The 18,063-nt window shown below is 58.3% G+C and carries 17 protein-coding genes; 8 read left to right on the top strand and 9 right to left on the bottom strand.

Translation table 11 applies throughout. The features are described 5' to 3' along the window. The first annotated feature begins 18 nt into the window (after positions 1 to 18). The 8 genes from ttcA (at position 19) to ACR0CE_RS18220 (ending at position 7,980) form a co-directional block, all read left to right on the top strand. Positions 19 to 912, top strand: a complete 894-nt coding sequence (gene ttcA, locus ACR0CE_RS18255) for a tRNA 2-thiocytidine(32) synthetase TtcA (protein ID WP_480484755.1) — start codon at positions 19 to 21, stop codon at positions 910 to 912. Positions 913 to 956: 44 nt separating this feature from the next. Continuing rightward, positions 957 to 2,513 carry a putative bifunctional diguanylate cyclase/phosphodiesterase gene (locus ACR0CE_RS18250; protein ID WP_480833384.1) on the top strand — a complete coding sequence of 519 codons (1,557 nt, stop codon included), beginning with the start codon at positions 957 to 959 and terminating at the stop codon, positions 2,511 to 2,513. A 126-nt stretch (positions 2,514 to 2,639) separates the two neighbouring features. Then, the gene (gene yidC, locus ACR0CE_RS18245) at positions 2,640 to 4,469 is read left to right on the top strand and encodes a membrane protein insertase YidC (protein WP_480833383.1); all 1,830 of its coding nucleotides are present in this window, start codon (positions 2,640 to 2,642) and stop codon (positions 4,467 to 4,469) included. Continuing rightward, positions 4,466 to 5,203 carry an MOSC domain-containing protein gene (locus tag ACR0CE_RS18240; protein ID WP_480833382.1) on the top strand — a complete coding sequence of 246 codons (738 nt, stop codon included), beginning with the start codon at positions 4,466 to 4,468 and terminating at the stop codon, positions 5,201 to 5,203. The genes yidC and ACR0CE_RS18240 overlap by 4 nt, the downstream gene beginning before the upstream one ends. Continuing rightward, complete coding sequence (yihA, locus tag ACR0CE_RS18235; protein ID WP_480547311.1) at positions 5,200 to 5,853, top strand: ribosome biogenesis GTP-binding protein YihA/YsxC; 654 nt, start codon at positions 5,200 to 5,202, stop codon at positions 5,851 to 5,853. Before ACR0CE_RS18240 ends, yihA begins: the two co-directional genes overlap by 4 nt. Positions 5,854 to 5,913: 60 nt before the next feature. Next, positions 5,914 to 6,777: an acetylglutamate kinase gene (gene argB, locus ACR0CE_RS18230; RefSeq protein WP_267363778.1), complete on the top strand. Its 864-nt coding sequence runs from the start codon at positions 5,914 to 5,916 to the stop codon at positions 6,775 to 6,777. A gap of 22 nt (positions 6,778 to 6,799) precedes the next feature. Next, entirely contained in the window at positions 6,800 to 7,486 is a 687-nt protein-coding gene (locus ACR0CE_RS18225) for a ferredoxin (RefSeq protein ID WP_480833381.1), read from the top strand. Next, the gene (locus tag ACR0CE_RS18220; RefSeq protein WP_480833380.1) at positions 7,483 to 7,980 is read left to right on the top strand and encodes a SixA phosphatase family protein; all 498 of its coding nucleotides are present in this window, start codon (positions 7,483 to 7,485) and stop codon (positions 7,978 to 7,980) included. Before ACR0CE_RS18225 ends, ACR0CE_RS18220 begins: the two co-directional genes overlap by 4 nt. A 44-nt stretch (positions 7,981 to 8,024) precedes the next feature. Here ACR0CE_RS18220 and ACR0CE_RS18215 read toward each other — a convergent pair whose 3' ends face one another. The 9 genes from ACR0CE_RS18215 to ACR0CE_RS18175 form a co-directional block, all read right to left on the bottom strand. Next, on the bottom strand, positions 8,025 to 8,816 hold the full coding sequence (locus tag ACR0CE_RS18215) for an amino acid ABC transporter ATP-binding protein (RefSeq protein WP_480484762.1): 792 nt from the start codon (positions 8,814 to 8,816) through the stop codon (positions 8,025 to 8,027). A gap of 12 nt (positions 8,817 to 8,828) precedes the next feature. Next, positions 8,829 to 10,133 (bottom strand): amino acid ABC transporter permease, encoded by a 1,305-nt coding sequence (locus tag ACR0CE_RS18210; RefSeq protein ID WP_480547313.1) that lies wholly within the window; start codon positions 10,131 to 10,133, stop codon positions 8,829 to 8,831. A 1-nt stretch (position 10,134) separates the two neighbouring features. Beyond that, positions 10,135 to 11,403 carry an amino acid ABC transporter permease gene (locus ACR0CE_RS18205; protein ID WP_480833379.1) on the bottom strand — a complete coding sequence of 423 codons (1,269 nt, stop codon included), beginning with the start codon at positions 11,401 to 11,403 and terminating at the stop codon, positions 10,135 to 10,137. A gap of 128 nt (positions 11,404 to 11,531) precedes the next feature. Further along, on the bottom strand, positions 11,532 to 12,548 hold the full coding sequence (locus ACR0CE_RS18200) for an amino acid ABC transporter substrate-binding protein (protein WP_480474036.1): 1,017 nt from the start codon (positions 12,546 to 12,548) through the stop codon (positions 11,532 to 11,534). A 205-nt stretch (positions 12,549 to 12,753) separates the two neighbouring features. Further along, the gene (locus tag ACR0CE_RS18195; RefSeq protein WP_480484764.1) at positions 12,754 to 13,461 is read right to left on the bottom strand and encodes an ATP12 family chaperone protein; all 708 of its coding nucleotides are present in this window, start codon (positions 13,459 to 13,461) and stop codon (positions 12,754 to 12,756) included. Positions 13,462 to 13,464: 3 nt separating this feature from the next. Then, the gene (locus ACR0CE_RS18190) at positions 13,465 to 14,136 is read right to left on the bottom strand and encodes an HAD-IA family hydrolase (protein ID WP_480833378.1); all 672 of its coding nucleotides are present in this window, start codon (positions 14,134 to 14,136) and stop codon (positions 13,465 to 13,467) included. After that, complete coding sequence (locus tag ACR0CE_RS18185) at positions 14,133 to 15,176, bottom strand: RluA family pseudouridine synthase (RefSeq protein ID WP_480833377.1); 1,044 nt, start codon at positions 15,174 to 15,176, stop codon at positions 14,133 to 14,135. Before ACR0CE_RS18185 ends, ACR0CE_RS18190 begins: the two co-directional genes overlap by 4 nt. A 186-nt stretch (positions 15,177 to 15,362) precedes the next feature. Continuing rightward, a complete protein-coding gene (locus tag ACR0CE_RS18180) occupies positions 15,363 to 16,673 on the bottom strand; it encodes a replication-associated recombination protein A (RefSeq protein ID WP_480484766.1) in 1,311 nt (436 codons plus the stop codon). Between the two features lie 3 nt (positions 16,674 to 16,676). Then, complete coding sequence (locus ACR0CE_RS18175; protein WP_480484767.1) at positions 16,677 to 18,062, bottom strand: trypsin-like peptidase domain-containing protein; 1,386 nt, start codon at positions 18,060 to 18,062, stop codon at positions 16,677 to 16,679. Position 18,063: the final 1 nt, after the last annotated feature.

Below are 18,063 nucleotides of genomic sequence, written 5' to 3'. Positions count from 1 at the left end.
CCGCTGTAACCACGGCGCATGTTTGATGATGCAGACGATATCCACCCGCTGTTTGCCGGCGCGCCCTCGACAACCGAGTTCAAGAAGCTGCGCAAACGTATTGTGCGCCAGACCCGTGAAGCGATCGAGCAATACGGGATGGTGGATCCGTCCGCCCACGACAAGGATGGCAAGCCACCCCGCTGGCTGGTCTGTCTTTCGGGTGGCAAGGACAGCTATACATTGCTGGCCGTTCTCTACGAGCTCAAATGGCGGGGCCTGTTGCCTGTCGATCTGCTGGCCTGCAATCTGGATCAGGGCCAGCCGGGCTTTCCGGCCACGGTCCTGCCCGAGTTTCTGGGTCGAATGGACGTACCGCATCGGGTCGAATATCAGGACACATATTCCGTTGTGATGGACAAGGTCCCGCAGGGCCGGACCTTTTGCGCCCTGTGTTCCCGTTTGCGCCGTGGCAATCTCTATCGCATCGCGCGCGAGGAGGGATGCTCGGCGGTCGTCCTGGGGCATCACCGCGACGATATCCTTGAGACGTTTTTCATGAACCTGTTCCACGGCGGCCGCCTGGCCACAATGCCGCCGAAACTGGTGAATGAAGAAGGCGATCTTTTTGTATTCCGCCCGCTCGCCCATGTCGCCGAAGCCGATTGCGAGAAATTTGCAAAGGCGATGCAATACCCGATCATTCCCTGTGACCTGTGCGGCAGTCAGGATGGGTTGCAGCGCCAGCAGGTCAAACAGATTCTGGATCAATGGGAAAAGAACAGCCCGGGTCGGCGACAGGTTATGTTCCGAGCGTTAACAAATGCGCGGCCATCGCACCTTCTGGATGGAAAGCTATTTGATTTCATTAACCTTTCGCTAAATTCCAACGAAAATTCCGGGAATTTGGAAGAGATTCCGCTTCTGCGTTAACGACTGACTCAGACTGGTTTCATAGGCTTTGCCTTGTGCAGATCATGCCCAGGGCCAGAAAGCTGATGCGGAACCATCCCCTTACCGACCGTTTTGTCCATTCGTTGAAAACCGTTCTGGGCGGCCCAGCAGCGCTGGCCTTTGTACCGGCGCTTTGTCTGAGTGCATTCTGGATTGGGGGTGAACAGGCCCTGGTTGCACTGGCCCTGATTTTGCCTCTGATCGTCGCAGGCATCAATGCGTTCGCAGCCAATCCGTCGCGTAAGGGGCTTTGGCGTCCAGGCGGTCTGCTGTCAAAGGACCAGTTTGAAACAGTTTTGGAGAAGGTATTTGCCGACGCCCGCCTGAAGGGGGAAAACTCGGCCTGTTTCGCGGTGGTTCTGGATGACTTTACGCAATTGCTTGATCTGCACGGACAGGCGGCGGCAAACCACGTTGCACAGCAATTCTGCTCGCGCGTTTTGTCCATGATCCGCTCAAATGATTGCGCAACCCGGATGGGTGGAAACAGGATGATGGTTGTTCTGCACCCGGCACGGCAACTGGATTTGGAAGCTTGTATTCAGATGTCGGGCCGTATGCAAAACGCCGTAGAAGATCCCATCATGCTGAATGGTACCGGCGTGTATATGTCCTGTTCCATCGGCTTTTGCCTGAGCAGCAATATCACTGACGGCTCTGCAATCGATTGGCAGGAGGCCGCAAATAACGCCCTTTTGGAGGCACAACAAAACGGGCCATCCACGATTCGCGCTTTTTCCTCTCAGACGCGCAGACGGGCACAGGTCAGGATCAACTTGCGCAAAGAATTCGAAGCGGCGCTGGACAGCGGTGAGATCCGTCCATGGTTTCAACCCCAGATCTCAACCGATACCGGGCGTATCAGCGGGTTTGAAGCTCTGGCCCGCTGGGAACATCCGAAAAAAGGGGTTCTTGCCCCCAATGTGTTCCTGCCCTTTGCCGAACAGGCCGAACTGATGGACCGGTTGGGTCAGGCCATGCGGCATCATTCCTTTTCCGCAATGCGCGACTGGGATCGGTCCATGCTGTCGGTGCCGCGCATCGGGATCAACTTTTCATCTGACGAACTGCGCAATCCGGGTCTGATCGACCGTCTGAAATGGGAACTGGATCAATTCGATCTGACCCCCGACAGGCTGGCGGTCGAGGTGTTGGAGACCGTGTTCTCCAGACGGCCCGACGATGTCATCACCCGCAATGTCACCGGGCTTGCCGCAATGGGGTGCTGTATTGATCTGGACGATTTCGGGACAGGACATGCCTCGATCGGTTCTATCAAACGGTTCAACGTATCCCGCATCAAGATCGACAGGTCATTTGTTGCCAAAGCGGATCTGGACCCAAGCCAGCAACAGCTTGCCAGCGCCATTCTGATGATGGCGGAACGTTTGCATCTGGAAACTTTGGCCGAGGGTGTCGAAACGCCGGGTGAACACGCTCTGATGGCCCAACTGGGTTGCGATCATGTTCAGGGGTTTGGCATCGGCAAGCCCATGCCATTTGAGAAGACCAAGGATTGGATCACGTCTTACCGCAACAAGATCGACGGTGTTCCCAAAATCGGGCGGCAAACGCGGTAGGGAACCGGAAATCGTGACAAAGAAGACCCCTCCGTGACGAAATGACGGGCGATTCCGCTTGACCTTTGGGTCTGCACTCTGTTGAACCCTGCGGGTGTCTTTCACTGCTCAAGGTGGCTGTCCCCGATGGACGATCAGAACAAGAACCTCATCCTCGCAACCGCGCTCAGCTTTCTCGTGATCCTGGTCTGGTTCGTGCTGTTCCCCCCTCCGGAACAGACGACAACGCCGGATCAGGCTGAAATAACCAGCGTCGAAGGCAGTGAGGTTCAGACGCCCAGCGCAGCGGACACCAGCACTGTCGGAGAGGCAACTGCGGCCGCCACCGAAGCTGAACCCGATGCCGAGGCGCCCCGCATCAATATCGACACGCCCCGCCTGACCGGCAGCCTGTCCCTTGCTGGCGGTCGGATCGACGAGCTGTCTTTGAAAGATTACAAGGTCTCGCTGGCCGAGAATTCTCCGATTGTCGAGTTGCTGTCGCCAGTCGGATCGCAATCCGCCTATTACGCCCTCTATGGCTGGGCCCCTGGCGCGGGCCTGACCGGTACCGATGTTCCCGGACCAAATACGATTTGGGCGCTTGAGCAGGGCGGAACCCTGGGTGTTGACACACCTGTGACATTGGTCTGGGAAAACGGCAACGGACTGACGTTCCGCCGCACCATCGCGGTGGACGACAACTACATGTTCACGGTAACGCAATCTGTCGAAAACGCTACCGGAACTGAAGTTGGATTGGCCCCTTACGGCATTCTTGCGCGCCACGGCATCGGCGAAGACGGGGACCTGCCCGGCCTGAAAAACTTCTTCATTCTGCACGAGGGTGTGATCGGTATGGCCGATGGCACTTTGACCGAAGTGGATTATGGCGACGTTCGTGATTTTGATATCGATCCGGACGAGCGCGCGCAGGCCGAGGTATACCAGGTCAAGGACAACGGCTGGATCGGTTTCACCGATCACTTCTGGATGACCACCCTGATTCCGGAACCCGGTTCTGCGTTCAAGGCGGCAGCCAAATACGACTCGCGTCGTAAGATTTACCAGACAGAAACGGTGTTGCCGACGCTGACTGTAGCACCGGGTGCGACCGAGCAGGTGACAACCCAGCTGTTTGCCGGCGCAAAAGAGTGGGAGACCATCCGCGAATACCAGGCTGACGGTGTGCAGAAATTCATCGACAGCATCGACTGGGGCTGGTTCTTCTTCCTGACCAAGCCAATTTTCTGGCTGCTACACAACATTCATGCGCTGATCGGCAATATGGGTTGGTCCATTATCGGCCTGACACTGATCATCAAGGCAATCCTGTTCCCGCTGGCCTTCAAGTCCTACGTCTCGATGGCGAAGATGAAGGAACTGCAACCGCAGATGGAAGCTCTGAAGGAAGCTGCAGGCGACGACCGCCAAAAGATGCAGCAGGGCATGATGGAGCTGTACAAGAAGGAAAAGGTGAACCCCGCTGCCGGTTGTTTGCCGATCCTGTTGCAGATCCCAATCTTCTTTTCACTGTACAAGGTGATCTTCGTCACAATCGAACTGCGTCAGGCGCCGTGGTTTGGCCCGTTCAGGGACCTGAGCGCACCTGACCCGACCTCGATCATGAACCTCTTTGGCTTGCTGCCCTGGGCTGGCCCGCAACCGGACACCCTGATGGCGCTGATCTTTATCGGCATTCTGCCGCTGCTGCTGGGAATCTCGATGTGGCTGCAACAGAAATTGAACCCGGCACCAACCGATGCCACACAAGCGATGATCTTCGCGTGGATGCCGTGGGTCTTCATGTTCATGCTGGGCGGTTTTGCCAGCGGTCTGGTCGTGTACTGGATTGCGAACAACACGATCACCTTTACCCAACAGTATCTGATCATGCGCAGTCAGGGCTATACGCCGGACGTGTTCGGAAACATCAAATCCGGATTTAAGCGATTGCCGAACACGGACAAGAAATGAGCGGAACAGTTTCAGGCCTTTGGCGTCACCCGATCAAAAGCCATGGGCGTGAAGCCCTGAGCCAGATTACCCTCAACCCCGGGCAGACCATGCCCGGGGATCGCGTTTGGGCCGTTGCCCATGAAGCGGCCAAGACCGACGGAACGGAATGGGCCCCGTGTGTGAATTTCAGTCGCGGTTCAAAAGCCCCCAAGCTTATGGCGATTTGGGCGAAACTGGACAGCGAGCAGGTCACGTTGCACCACCCGGACCGCCCGAATCTGAGCTTTCATCCTGACACAGAAGAATCGGTTTTCCTGGACTGGGTAAAACCGCTTATGCCCACGGATCGCGCTGCGTCCGCCCGAATTGTCCGGGTGCCCGGGCGCGGCATGACCGATACCGATTTCCCGTCAATCAGCCTGTGCAACATGGCGTCTCATCGCGCTGTTGAACAAAAGCTGGGCCAGTCTTTGTCTGCGGCGCGATGGCGCGGGAACATCTGGTTCGAAGGCCTGCCTGAGTGGAATGAATTCGACTGGCTGGGCCGTAACCTTCGCATTGGCGAAACCGTGCTCCGGGTGCGCGAGCGTATCATTCGCTGTCTGGCCACCACTGCAAATCCGGAAACCGGCGAACGCGACGCGGATACTCTGGGCGCGCTGAACAGCTGGGATCATCAGGATTTCGGTGTCTATGCAGAAGTAATTCAGGGTGGTGAAATCTGCCTGAATGATACGCTGGAGGTGCTATGACCACGCTTCCGTTTCCGCTGGCCGAAGAGCCGGATGACTTCGCCAAAGAACGCGGTCGCAAGCTGTTTGCCGGCCCGTCTGAATTTGTCAAAGGCGTGGTCGCCATGACGGGCCTGCCCGCCCCTGACCGTCTGGAGGTTTGTTTTGCCGGTCGCTCGAATGTCGGCAAATCCAGCCTGATAAATGCGCTAACCGGAACAAAGGGTCTGGCGCGTGCCTCGAACACACCGGGCCGCACGCAAGAAATCAACTTTTTCACGCAAGGCCCGGACCTCTATCTGGTCGACCTGCCGGGCTATGGGTATGCCAATGCACCGGTTAACGTGGTGGAAAAATGGCAGAAGCTTCTCAAGCAATACCTGAGCGGCCGTCAGACACTGCGCCGTGCCTTTGTCCTGATCGATGCGCGCCACGGGGTTAAACCGGTCGACGCTGAAATCATGAAGTTGCTGGATACCAGTGCCGTGACCTTTCAATGCGTTCTCACCAAGGCCGACAAGGTCAAGGCCAACGAGCGCGAGAAGGTTCTGGAACAAACCCGTGCGGCTTTGTCCAAACATCCCGCCGCATTCCCGGAAATCGTCCTGACTTCGTCCGAAAAAGGCGACGGGATTCCGACTCTGCGCTCGATCATTGCACATCTGGAATAGCTTCGCCCTTGGCAGCGCGGTGCAAAGGCCCTAACACGGACGGTCAGAGGGACCTTAGCAATGAAGACACGTGACATGAACCGGGATTGGATCGCCACCGCAGCAACCCTGAACAGCGCATTGCCCTATCTGCAACGCTATGATGGGGCCATCGTCGTCATCAAGCTGGGCGGGCATGCCATGGGCAGTGACGAGGCTATGGAGAGCTTTGCGCGCGATGTCGTCTTGATGCGGCAGGTCGGCGTGAACCCGGTTGTTGTGCATGGTGGTGGTCCAATGATCAACGCAATGCTGAACAAGCTTGATATCCAGTCCGACTTTGTGAACGGCAAGCGCGTGACCGACACGGCAACCGTCGAAGTTGTCGAGATGGTTCTGTCTGGCCTGGTGAACAAGCGCATCGTTCAGGCTATCAATGGACAGGGCGGTTCGGCTGTGGGTCTGTCGGGCAAGGATGCAAACCTGATGATCTGCGACCAGACGGATGCGTCTCTGGGTTATGTCGGCACCCCGTCCGAGATGAACCCGAAAATCCTGCATGATCTGTTCTCACATGATGTGATCCCGGTCATCGCCCCTCTGGGCGCGGGACGTGAGGGTGAAACGTTCAACGTGAACGGCGATACGGCTGCCGGGGCGATTGCCTCGGCATTGAAAGCTGACCGCCTTCTGCTGCTGACTGATGTCTCGGGCGTCAAGAACGCGGCTGGTGACGTGGTGACCGAGCTGAAAGCCGGCCAGATCCGCGAGATGACCCGCGAAGGCACCATCGCGGGCGGTATGATCCCCAAGACCGAAACGGCCCTCGATGCCCTGCACAGCGGCGTTCGGGCCGTCGTGATACTTGACGGGCGCGCGCCAAATGCGGTTCTGCTTGAACTGTTCACGGAACATGGCGCCGGGTCGCTGATACGGCCAGACTGATCGCAGCAACAGCCGAGGGAAGATGACAGACCTTGCGCAACCTTCCTCAGTTCCGGATGCGGCAACCTATGGCCGCGTAGAACACGCGGCGCGTCAGGCGGGGTTGATTGTCATGGGTGCGCTGCATCCTCATCGCGTGGCGGCCCGGCAACTTGACACTGGCACGTTGATCTTGCTGGGCGCAGGCTCTGATTTCTGGTCTGCTCTGAAAGCCTCGCCCGAATGGCGGGGGCCTGATCCAGTAGACCGCTGGTCAACCAGAATCGTCGGCCAGATGGCACATGCGTTCGGTGCACAGGCCTATTTCCCCTTTGGTGGTCCGCCCTATGCGCCTTTCATCGACTGGGCCCTGAAATCGGGACGCACCTTCAGCAGCCCGGTGGGGGCTTTGGTACATGACACGGTCGGTATGATGATCTCATATCGCGGCGCACTGCATTTCGCCCATGAGTTTGCCATCCCAGAAACACCCGGCGTTTCCCCCTGTAACACCTGCGCCGCTCCGTGCACGACGGCCTGCCCTGTCGGCGCGCTGAACGCGCAAAACTTCTATGACCTTGCAGCCTGCCACGACCATCTTGAAACCACTGAGGGTCAAACCTGCATGACAGGCGGCTGTCTGGCCCGCCTCGCCTGCCCGCTCAGCGCGGGCGCAGGGCGCGACCCCGGACAATCAGCCCATCATATGAGGGCTTTTCACCCATCATGACCCGCACTCTGATCCTGACGCGTCACGCCAAATCCAGCTGGGATAACCCAGGACTTGGCGATCATGAACGCCCCCTGAGCAAGCGTGGGCGCAGGTCAGCCCCGGCCATTGGTGCATGGCTGCGCGATAACGACTGGCTGCCGGATGAAGTGCTAAGCTCGACGTCAACCCGCACTCGCGAGACATGGGACCGGATGGGGTTAACGGCCGATAAGGTCCGCTTTCACAATGTGCTCTACCACGCCGACGCCGAAGACATGTTGCGCGAGTTAGCAGGTGCCACGGAACCGACTGTTTTGATGCTGGGCCATAACCCCGGAATCGCCGAATTCGCCAACCGCCTTGTGCAACGGCCACCGGATCACATGCGCTTTTTCGATTATCCAACTTGTGCAACCATTGTGATGACATTCAACGCCGACAGCTGGTCGGACGTGCGCTGGCATATGGGCACCGTGCTGGGCTTCACCACCGCGCGAGAGTTGCTGGAATAGAAAAAGGCGGGGCAAAACCCCGCCTTTCCACCATCTTGAGCCGTTCAGTGTCCCAGAATCTGGCTGAGGAACAGTTTGGTCCGCTCGCTTTGCGGATTATTGAAGAACTCTTCCGGTTCGTTCTGTTCCACGATCTGGCCCGCATCCATAAAGATCACACGGTTGGCAACCTGACGGGCAAAGCCCATCTCGTGCGTCACGCACAGCATGGTCATGCCTTCCTCGGCCAGCTCGATCATGGTGTCGAGCACCTCTTTGATCATCTCGGGGTCCAACGCCGATGTCGGTTCATCGAACAACATGATCCGCGGCATCATGCACAGCGAGCGGGCAATTGCCACACGCTGCTGCTGACCACCCGAAAGCTGACCAGGATACTTGTCGGCCTGCTCGGGAATTTTCACCTTTTCAAGGAAATGCATCGCGCGCTCTTCGGCCTCTTTCTTGGGCGTCTTGCGCACCCAGATCGGGGCCAGCGTGCAGTTCTCCAAAATGGTCAGGTGCGGGAACAGGTTGAAGTGCTGGAACACCATGCCAACCTCGGACCGGATCTTGTCGATGTTCTTGAGGTCATTCGACAGCTCGGTCCCATCCACGATGATCGTGCCCTGCTGGTGTTCCTCCAGCGCGTTCAGGCAGCGGATCAGGGTGGATTTCCCTGACCCGGACGGACCCGCAATAACAATCCGCTCGCCCTGATTGACGGTCAGATTGATGTCGCGCAGCACGTGAAAGGAACCGTACCACTTGTTCATGTTGGTGATTTCGATGGCGACCTCGTCGCTCACCTGCATTTTGGAACGGTCGATTTCGCGGTCAATTGCAAGTTCAGACATGTGTTGAACTCCTTAACGGTGGCCAGTCTGAAGCTTGCGCTCCAGATACATGGAATAACGGGACATAGAGAAGCAGACGATGAAGAACAGGAACGCGATGAACGCGAACAGTTCCCAATAGATGCCGTTCCAGGCTGTGTCGGCGCGGATAGCAGATGCCAATCCGATCACGTCGAACAACCCGATAATCGACACCAGCGTCGTATCCTTGAAGATCCCGATGAATGTGCTCACGATGCCCGGAATTGAGATTTTCAGGGCTTGCGGCATGATGATCAGCCTTTGCGCCTGCCAGTAGTTCAGGCCCAGACTGTCGGCGCCTTCGTACTGTCCTCGTGGCAGGGCAGCCAGACCACCCCGGATCACCTCGGCCATGTAAGCCGCCGAGAACAGGGTCATCATGATCATCACCCGCAGGATGATGTCAAAGTTGGTGCCCGGTGGCAGGAACAGGTTCAGAAGCAGCGACGCCACGAACAACAAGGTGATCAGCGGCACACCGCGAATGAACTCGATAAAGCCCACGCACAGGTATTTGACGATCAGCAGGTCCGACTGACGCCCCAGCGCCAGAACGATACCGATCGGAAGTGAGACACCAATGGCCACAACGCCCAGCAGGATCGCCAGCATGAAACCACCGAACTGACGGCTTTCAACAGCTTCGATGCCAATCGGCAGAACCGAGTCCATCGCGCCCGTGAAATAGCTGGATAGCACCAGCCACCAGATCACTGCGGCAACGACCGCACCGATCATACCCACCAGTTCACTCACCTGTTTGCTGAGAACCGAATACGCAAACCAACCGACGACAAACCCAAGCGCGGCCGAGATTGGCCCCCAGATGGTTCCGCCCCACATCAGGAACGGCATCAGGAACGGGTAGATTGCCGTGAAGATCAGCATCTTGGTTGGGACGCGGTCCGAATACAGAACCGGCGCCAATGCGACCAGCAACAGAACCAGCGCTAGGATCGGTCTCCAGTACAGATGGCTTGGATAGAAGCCGAACAGCAACTGTAACCAACGGTCATTGATAACCGCCCAGCAGGCGTGCCCATGGGTCGACCCCCAGGTGGCCATCATGATCTCGCGGCACTCGTTGAGAGAGTCGGCATTCCACACGGACTGGAAAATCCATGGCAGAACACCTGACAGCACGTAGTAGATCGCATAAAGCGAAACCACCGTCAGGATCGTGTTAAACCAACTTGAGAACAGGTTGTGCTTGACCCATCCCAGCGCACCGACCTCGGAAGCAGGCGGTGCCTGCTCGGGCAGCATTTCCGTGCGGACAAATGAAACATCACTCATATTACCGCTCCACCAGTTTTACACGGTTGTTGTACCAGTTCATCACCCCTGAGATGCTCAGCGAGATGGACAGATAGACCAGCATCAACAGCAGAACACATTCCAGCTCGCGACCGGTCTGGTTCATGGTGATGCCGCCAAGGGTCCCCGTGATGTCCATATATCCGACCGCGATCGCCAGTGACGAGTTCTTGGTCAGGTTCAGATAGTTCGAGATCATGGGCGGAATGATCACCCGCAATGCCTGCGGCAGGATCACAAGGCGCATGGTCCGGCCCGGGCGCAGACCCAGCGCCGATGCGGCTTCGGTTTGGCCTTTTGAGATGGCCAAGATACCCGCACGAACGATCTCGGCGATGAAGGCCGCCGTGTAAAGCGACAAGGCCAGCCACAGCGCGATCAACGAGTTACGCAAATGTGTGCCGCCGGTAAAGTTGAAGCCTTTCAGCTCAGGGAAACCAAGGTGAAACCCCAGGATGGTGAGAAGGACAATCATCGGCACAAACAGAATACCCAGCTGGATGTGCCAGATCGTCGGACGATCACCGGATGCCTCTTGCTTGGCTTGTGCCCAGGCGGACACCTTGCGCATCGCAAAGATGCTGCCACCAAGCACGATCAGAATGGCGATCAGGTCCAGCGAGATATCGAACCGCAGGCTCGACGCACCGAAGATGTGTATATCACCTAGGCTGCGCGAGAACAGGAACTCCGGGATATAGACCCCGCGATTGGTCACCGCGACTGTATCGAACAGATTCATCGTGGCTTCTGGGTTTTCTCCGCGGAACGCCCTTGGTGCTGGCAGGCTTTCGATCAGAATGGCCATGGCCAGAACGATCCACAGCAGCACAGGTACGTTGCGGAACATCTCGACATAGACGGTCATGATACGCGCAACCAGCCAGTTGTTGGACAGGCGCAGAACACCAACCAAAACACCGACTATCGTTGCTGTGATACAACCAAGAACCGCCACAACCAGCGTGTTCAGCAAGCCGATAAAGGCCGCGCGCAAGTGACTGTCGCGCGAATCGTATTCAAGCAAGCGCTGGTTGATATCGTAACTGGCCGGTTCTGCGAAAAAGCCGAACTCAACCGGTTTCCCAAGAGCTTCGAGGTTTTGGATGGTATTGGAAATGATCCAGGCTGCCAGAAGCATAAAACCAATCATTGCAATGACCTGAATGGTCGCAGATCGGTACCGCGTATCATAAAGGAGCATGGACAGCCGGAACTGCTCCTTCGGCGGGTCAGTGAGAGTCGTCATGACCTATGTATATCCCCGTGCATCCCGTAAATATGTCGGCAGAGTTGATCCCTGCTCAAAACCGTACGGGCGTGATTCTTATGGATGGAAAAAGGGCGCAGGTTGCCCTGCGCCCTTCTCCGTCGATATTAGCGGAACGGCGGCGAATACAGCAGGCCGCCTTCGGTCCACTGTGCGTTCAGGCCACGTGCCAGACCAATCGGGGTTTCTTCACCGATGTTCTTGGCAAACACTTCGCCATAGTTGCCGCCGGCTTTGATCGCCTTGGCTGCCCAGTCAGCGTTCAGACCCAGCATCTCGCCCAGGGTGCCTTCGGTACCCAGCAGGCGGTTGATTTCGGGGTTTTCGGTGCCAGCGGCCAGTTCATCGATATTGGCCGAGGTTACGCCCAGTTCTTCAGCCGAGATCAGCGCGTTCAGAGTCCAGCGCACAACGTCGCCCCACTCGTGGTCGCCGTGACGGACCAGCGGGCCCAGCGGCTCTTTCGAGATGATTTCAGGCAGCAGGATGTGATCACCGGGGTTTTCGAATGTGGCGCGGGTTGCCGCCAGACCCGAAGCGTCGGTGGTGTAAACGTCACATGCGCCAGCCAGGTACTGCTGCTGTGCTTCGGCGTTGGTTTCGATCGGAACCGGTTCGTAGCTGATGTTGTTCGAACGGAAGAAGTCCGCCAGGTTCAGCTCGGTTGTGGTGCCGGTCTGGATACAAACGGTTGCGCCGTCCAGTTCCTTGGCCGAGCTTACGCCCAGTGCCTTGGGAACCATAAAGCCCTGACCGTCATAGTAGTTCACACCGGTGAATTCGAACTTCAGGTCGACGTCGCGGCTGAAGGTCCAGGTGGTGTTCCGCGCCAGCATGTCGATCTCGCCCGAGGCCAGAGCGGTAAAACGTGTCTTACCGGTGGTCGGAACGAATTCTACCGCGCTTGCATCGCCCAGAACAGCAGCAGCAACGGCACGGCACAGAGATACGTCAAAGCCCTGCCATTCGCCATTGGCGTCAGGAGCAGCAAAGCCAACCAGACCGGTGGTCACACCACAGTTCAGCTTGCCGCGCGCTTTAACGTCGTCAACGGTCCCTGCCACGGCTGCGCCAGCAGCAAGACCGGCAATCGTTGCCGCGCCCAAGATTACGGATTTTTTCATTTTTACCTCTTCCTGATTTCCCGCCCCATCAGAGGCGGCTCTGCCCGGCAAGTGGATGCCGGATAGGTTACTCCAAAGGTGTCTCCCCTTTAGTGGCACTGAGTTTGGGCGTATTCATAAACAAACGTCAAGGGTCGGATCATCGAAAACGATGGATCAGACCCCAACCAATTTGAACATTTGGCCAAAAATCGGAAAATAAGGATCAAACCGACATATCAAAGAAGCGTTTAGCATGCAGAAATGCGGCTTTCTTCGTTTCGGCAACCGCATGGGCCTCGTCATCGTGACCCCATTGTTCGATCTGCCAGGTTTCGTCCAGCCTCGAAATGCGCCATATTTCGGCCGGTTCGCGCCAATCCATGGCCGCCGCAAACCCGAGAATCAATGACCCTGACAAGCTGACCAGATCGTGGAACGCCGCCAGTTGAAACGCATCCAGCGCATGGACGCGAGCACGCAGCGCCGACAGGGCAGCGGCAGATTGCGGCTTGTGCAACACACCTATAACCGGCTGCAAGCGAGCAGACAGCGCAGCCTCGGCCCAGTCCAGTGCCGGATCCCATTCGGCGCTTTGACGTTCCTGCAACTCTGTTGGATGTGTCGCTCGATAGCACAGCAGATCAGAATCGCCGTAATCCGCAAGCATATCGGCAACTTCCCCGTGCTGGGACCGAACCTTGTCGATTGCCGCATTCGCCGAACGGGTGCATGGCATCGTCGACGGATCTACCTCTTTCTGCTGGGCATCCCATTCTGACGCAACCGCTTCGGCCATGGCGCGGGTCGGCAGGATCAACGCCGCTTTGGCAGGGGTCTTGACGCGGCGGCCATCCAGTTCAACCGTAAACCCGCCGTCGACCTCGGTAATCCGGCTTTCTTTCCAGAAGCGTTTCGGTTTCCAGTCACTCATGTTTCAGTTCCATATCCCGGCCAGCGCAGTGGGCAACTGGTCAAAGGTCTCAATCACGCAGAAGGCCGAGGTCAAAGCAGACCGATCATGGTACCCCCATGCCACGCCGATGCCGCGCACTCCGGCAGCGGCAGCCATGTCCATGTCATAGCTTGTATCGCCGACCATCACCGCGCAGTCGGATTCGACACCTGCCTCGGCCAACGCGGCCTGCACCATGGAAGGATGCGGTTTCGACGGATGGTGGTCGGCGACCTGCCGGGTGATGAAGTAGCGCTCAAGCCCATGCACTTCGATCAACGCATCAAGCCCGCGCTGGGATTTGCCGGTTGCCACCCCAAGAAGCACTTCGGGTACGGCGTGCAAGGCTTCAATCGCCTCTCGCGCGCCGGGATAGAGTGGAGAGCTGGCAGCGCCCAAATCCAAGCGGTGCGCGTGATAAGCTTCCTTGTACCCTTCAACGAGATCGTTCTGTACCGAGGAAGGTTGGTCCGGCACCAATCGTGCGATGGCATGTGGCAGGGACAGCCCGACAATGGACAGGATCACCTCTCGCGTCGGTACAGGTACCGACGCCGCCTGAAAGCTGGTGGTCATGGCGTGAACGATACTGCCCTGACTGTCGACCAAAGTGCCATCAACATCAAACAGAACCAGCCGCAGGGGTGCGCTCATTGCAGCGCCTCAAACGGGTCGTCGGCGGCCAGATCCTCGGTCCAGCCGAAGGTGTCCCAGCTGTGTTTCATATGTTCTGGCAAGGGCGCTGTCACGGTCACAGGTTTGCGCGTGATCGGATGCAGGAATGACAGTCGCCGCGCGTGCAGATGCAGCTTTTTGCTGATGATCCCACCCAATTGTGCGCCCCAGCCATCACCCAGGTTTTCCTGCCCCGAGCCACCGTATTTGCCGTCGCCGATGATCGGATGCCCGATCGCTGCCATATGCGCGCGCAGTTGGTGGGTGCGGCCCGTGATTGGCTCCATCGCCACCCAAGCGGCGCGCCCGGCCACCCGGTAGAGGGTCGCATAATGTGTATGTGCCCGTTTCGCACCGGGGGTGCTGTCGATCTCGTTCATATGGACGGGGATCATCTTTTCACCCTCGCCGTGGGCGCCATGACCGGCTGCTTTCACAAGACCCGTCTTGATTTCACCCAGATATGGCGTGGGAACACCTGCAACCAGCGCCCAGTAAATCTTGCGTGTATCGCGGTGACGGAAAGCGGCTGTCAGCCCCTTCGCGGCTTCGCGCGTGCGGGCCAGCAGCAGAACACCTGACGTGTCCTTGTCCAGGCGGTGAACCAGACGCGGGTTTTCGTCATATCCAAACCGCAACGCCTCAGACAGGCTGTCGACATGTCGGGTCTGCCCGCTGCCGCCCTGAACCGGCAGGCCCTGCGGCTTGTTCAGGGCCAGAATGTGATCATCACGGTAGATCACGCAGGACTGGATCATCTTGGCATCCGCATCCGAGATACGATGCTTGACCTCAACCGGTTTGTGATCAGGCCCCGGCAATGGCGGCACACGAACCACCTGCCCGACCTCCAATCGGGTCGAGGCCTTGGCCCGGCCACCATCCACACGCAGTTCTCCCTTGCGGCACATCTTTTCGATGCGGCCCTGGCTGACATGCGGGAACAGGCGGCGCAACCAGCGGTCCACACGCTGATCGCCGTCCCCTTCAGCGACTGTAATCATCTGTACGCCACTCATGCCATTGCCCCTTGCGCCGCGCGGGTGATCCGCCCGGATTGCGTCTTTGTCCGTGTCCCAGAAATCATGGGGGTCTCTCGCGCGCAACGCGGCAAGAGTCAAGGTATCAGACAGGAACGTTTGGCGTTCGTGGGGGCTCAGCGTCGCCCGCCACTCCTCGGCGCGGTCAATACATTCCCAGCCAGCCTAGCTGTTGCGCTGGGTCCGAAGCTTGGCGAAGTAATCGAGGCGCTTTTTCAGTTCACGCTCGAACCCGCGCTCGACCGGTTGATACAGAACCGGGCGTTTCATTGTTTCGGGAAAATAGTTCTGACCGGAAAACCCGTCTTCGGCGTCATGGTCATACGCATAGCCAGCACCATATCCCTGATCCTTCATCAGTGATGTGGGGGCATTCAGGATATGTTTGGGCGGTGGCTCGCTGCCTGATTGCTTGGCCAGCCGCATCGCTGCCTTATAGCCGACATAAGCACCGTTGGATTTCGGGGCCAGGGCCAGATAGACCAGCGCCTGCGCCAGCGCCAGCTCACCTTCGGGGGAGCCGAGCCGCTCATACGTTTCCCAGGATTGCAGGCAGATGGCCTGCGCCTGCGGGTCGGCCAGACCGATATCCTCGACCGCCATCCGTGTGATCCGACGCGCCAGATAGCGCGGGTCTTCGCCCCCTGTCAGCATTCGCGCAAACCAGTACAGCGCCGCGTCCGGGTCGGACCCGCGCACCGATTTGTGCAGGGCTGAAATCAGGTTGTAATGTTCATCGCCCGACTTGTCATATTTCGCCGCCCGCCGCATCAGCCGCGTCGACAGCGCGTCCGTGTCCAGTGGCGCATCCACCTTCCAGGCCGAGACCTGTTCGATCAGGTTCAGCAACGCCCGCCCGTCACCATCGGCCATTTCCTGCAACGCATCGCGGGCTGCGGGTGTCAACGGCAGCGCGCGGTCCAGCTCTTTTTCGGCGCGCTGGGTCAGGCGTTCAAGATCGGAAAGGCCAAGCCGTTCCAGCACCAGAACCTGCGACCGGCTGAGAACCGCGGCGTTCAGCTCAAAGGACGGGTTCTCGGTCGTTGCCCCGACCAGAAGGATCGTGCCGTCCTCCATATGCGGCAGAAACCCGTCCTGTTGCGCCTTGTTGAAGCGGTGTATCTCGTCCACGAACAGCAAGGTCCCCTGCCCGTTCTGGCGCCTGATCTTGGCCGCTTCGAAAACCTTCTTCAAATCCGGAACACCGGTGAAAATCGCACTGATCTGAACGAATTGCAGATCGGTTTCCTGCGCCAGCAACCGTGCGATCGTCGTCTTGCCGACACCGGGCGGCCCCCAGAAGATCAGGCTGGACAGACTGCCTGACGCCAGCATGACCCCCAGCGGTGCATCCGGGCCAAGAACCTGTTCCTGACCGATGACCTCGGCCAGTGACTGCGGGCGCAACCGGTCCGCCAGGGGACGGTGTGGCGCAGCGGTGGGTTCCGTTGGCCCGGTATCGAACAGATCGCTCACGGGTTACAGCCGGAACCGCAATGAGACTGACCGGCCACCGCGCAGAAGACCCATCTGCACACGACGACCCGGATCTGTCAGCGCATTCTCCACATCCCCAGGACGTTCGATGTCATTGGAATTGATGCTTTCAAGAATATCCCCCGATCGCAAACCCGCGCGTCCACCATAGGGGCCGGGATCAACAACAACGACACCTGTCTGGGACAGTGGCAAGCCCATATCGGAGATCACCGCAGGATTGACGCGGGACACCACCAGCCCCGGCAGGACAGTGTCTTCATCCAATGTCGTCTTTTCAGCGGCGGGGGTTTCCGGCGCTTTGATCAGTGCCACCTCAACCTCTTCGCTCTGGGTGCCGCGCAGCCGTGTCAGAACCGAAGTCCCCCCCACCCCCGCTACGGACATGCGAAACTTCATCTCGGCAGGCGAGTTCACTTCGTCCCCGTCCACATGGGTCACGACGTCCCCCACCTTAAGCCCCGCCTCGCGCAGCGGGCTAAGGTCATGAAGGTCCGAGATGACAACACCCAGCGGGATGGCAAGACCAAGGGATTCAGCAATATCCGCGCTCATATGTTGACCGGTCATGCCTGCCCAGGGGCTGATAAAACTGTCATTGCCCTGCTGGGCCTGTTTCAGAAACTCGGCCACAAGATTTGCGGGGATGGCAAAACCGATGCCATTCGACCCGCCCGAGCGTGTTAGAATAGAGGTGTTGATCCCGATAAGGTCCCCGTTCACATCAATCAGCGCACCGCCGGAATTCCCCGGATTGATCGCTGCATCTGTCTGAATGAAATACCCGCGCGCATTGCCCGTCGCCGTACCTGTACGCGCCAAGCCCGAGATGATGCCAGAGGACACCGTCTGCCCCACCCCGAACGGGTTGCCGATGGCAAGGGCCAGTTCGCCAACCTCGACCTGATCGGAATCGCGCAGGGTCAGGTAGGGCAGATCTTGCGCCTCTTCCAGACGCAGGATCGCAATATCGCTTTCTTCGTGCCCCAGTACGACCGTGGCAGAAAACTCGCGCCGATCGGTTGTCACGACCCTGATCTCGGTCGCCGAGCCTACAACATGGTAGTTGGACACAACGTAACCATCTTCAGACAGGATGACCCCGGAGCCCAGCGAGTTCTGAACCCGCGGCTGCGGCGTTCCCAGGCTGCCGCCAAAGAAATCCCGAAAGAACGGGTCCGAGTAAAACGGGCTGGCCCGCCCCTGCCGCACGATCTTGGCGTAGATATTCACCACCGCAGGCGAGGCCTTTTTGACCACCGGAGCAAAGCCCAGAGAGATTTCGGACTGCGATTGCGGGACGCGGGTTTCGGCAAATGCTGGCAGGGCCATGACAAGCATAAGAGAGATAAAGGATGCGCGGATCATG

It is taken from the genome of Ruegeria sp. L11 (assembly GCF_056531755.1).
This window is presented reverse-complemented; position numbering and strand designations above follow the sequence as displayed.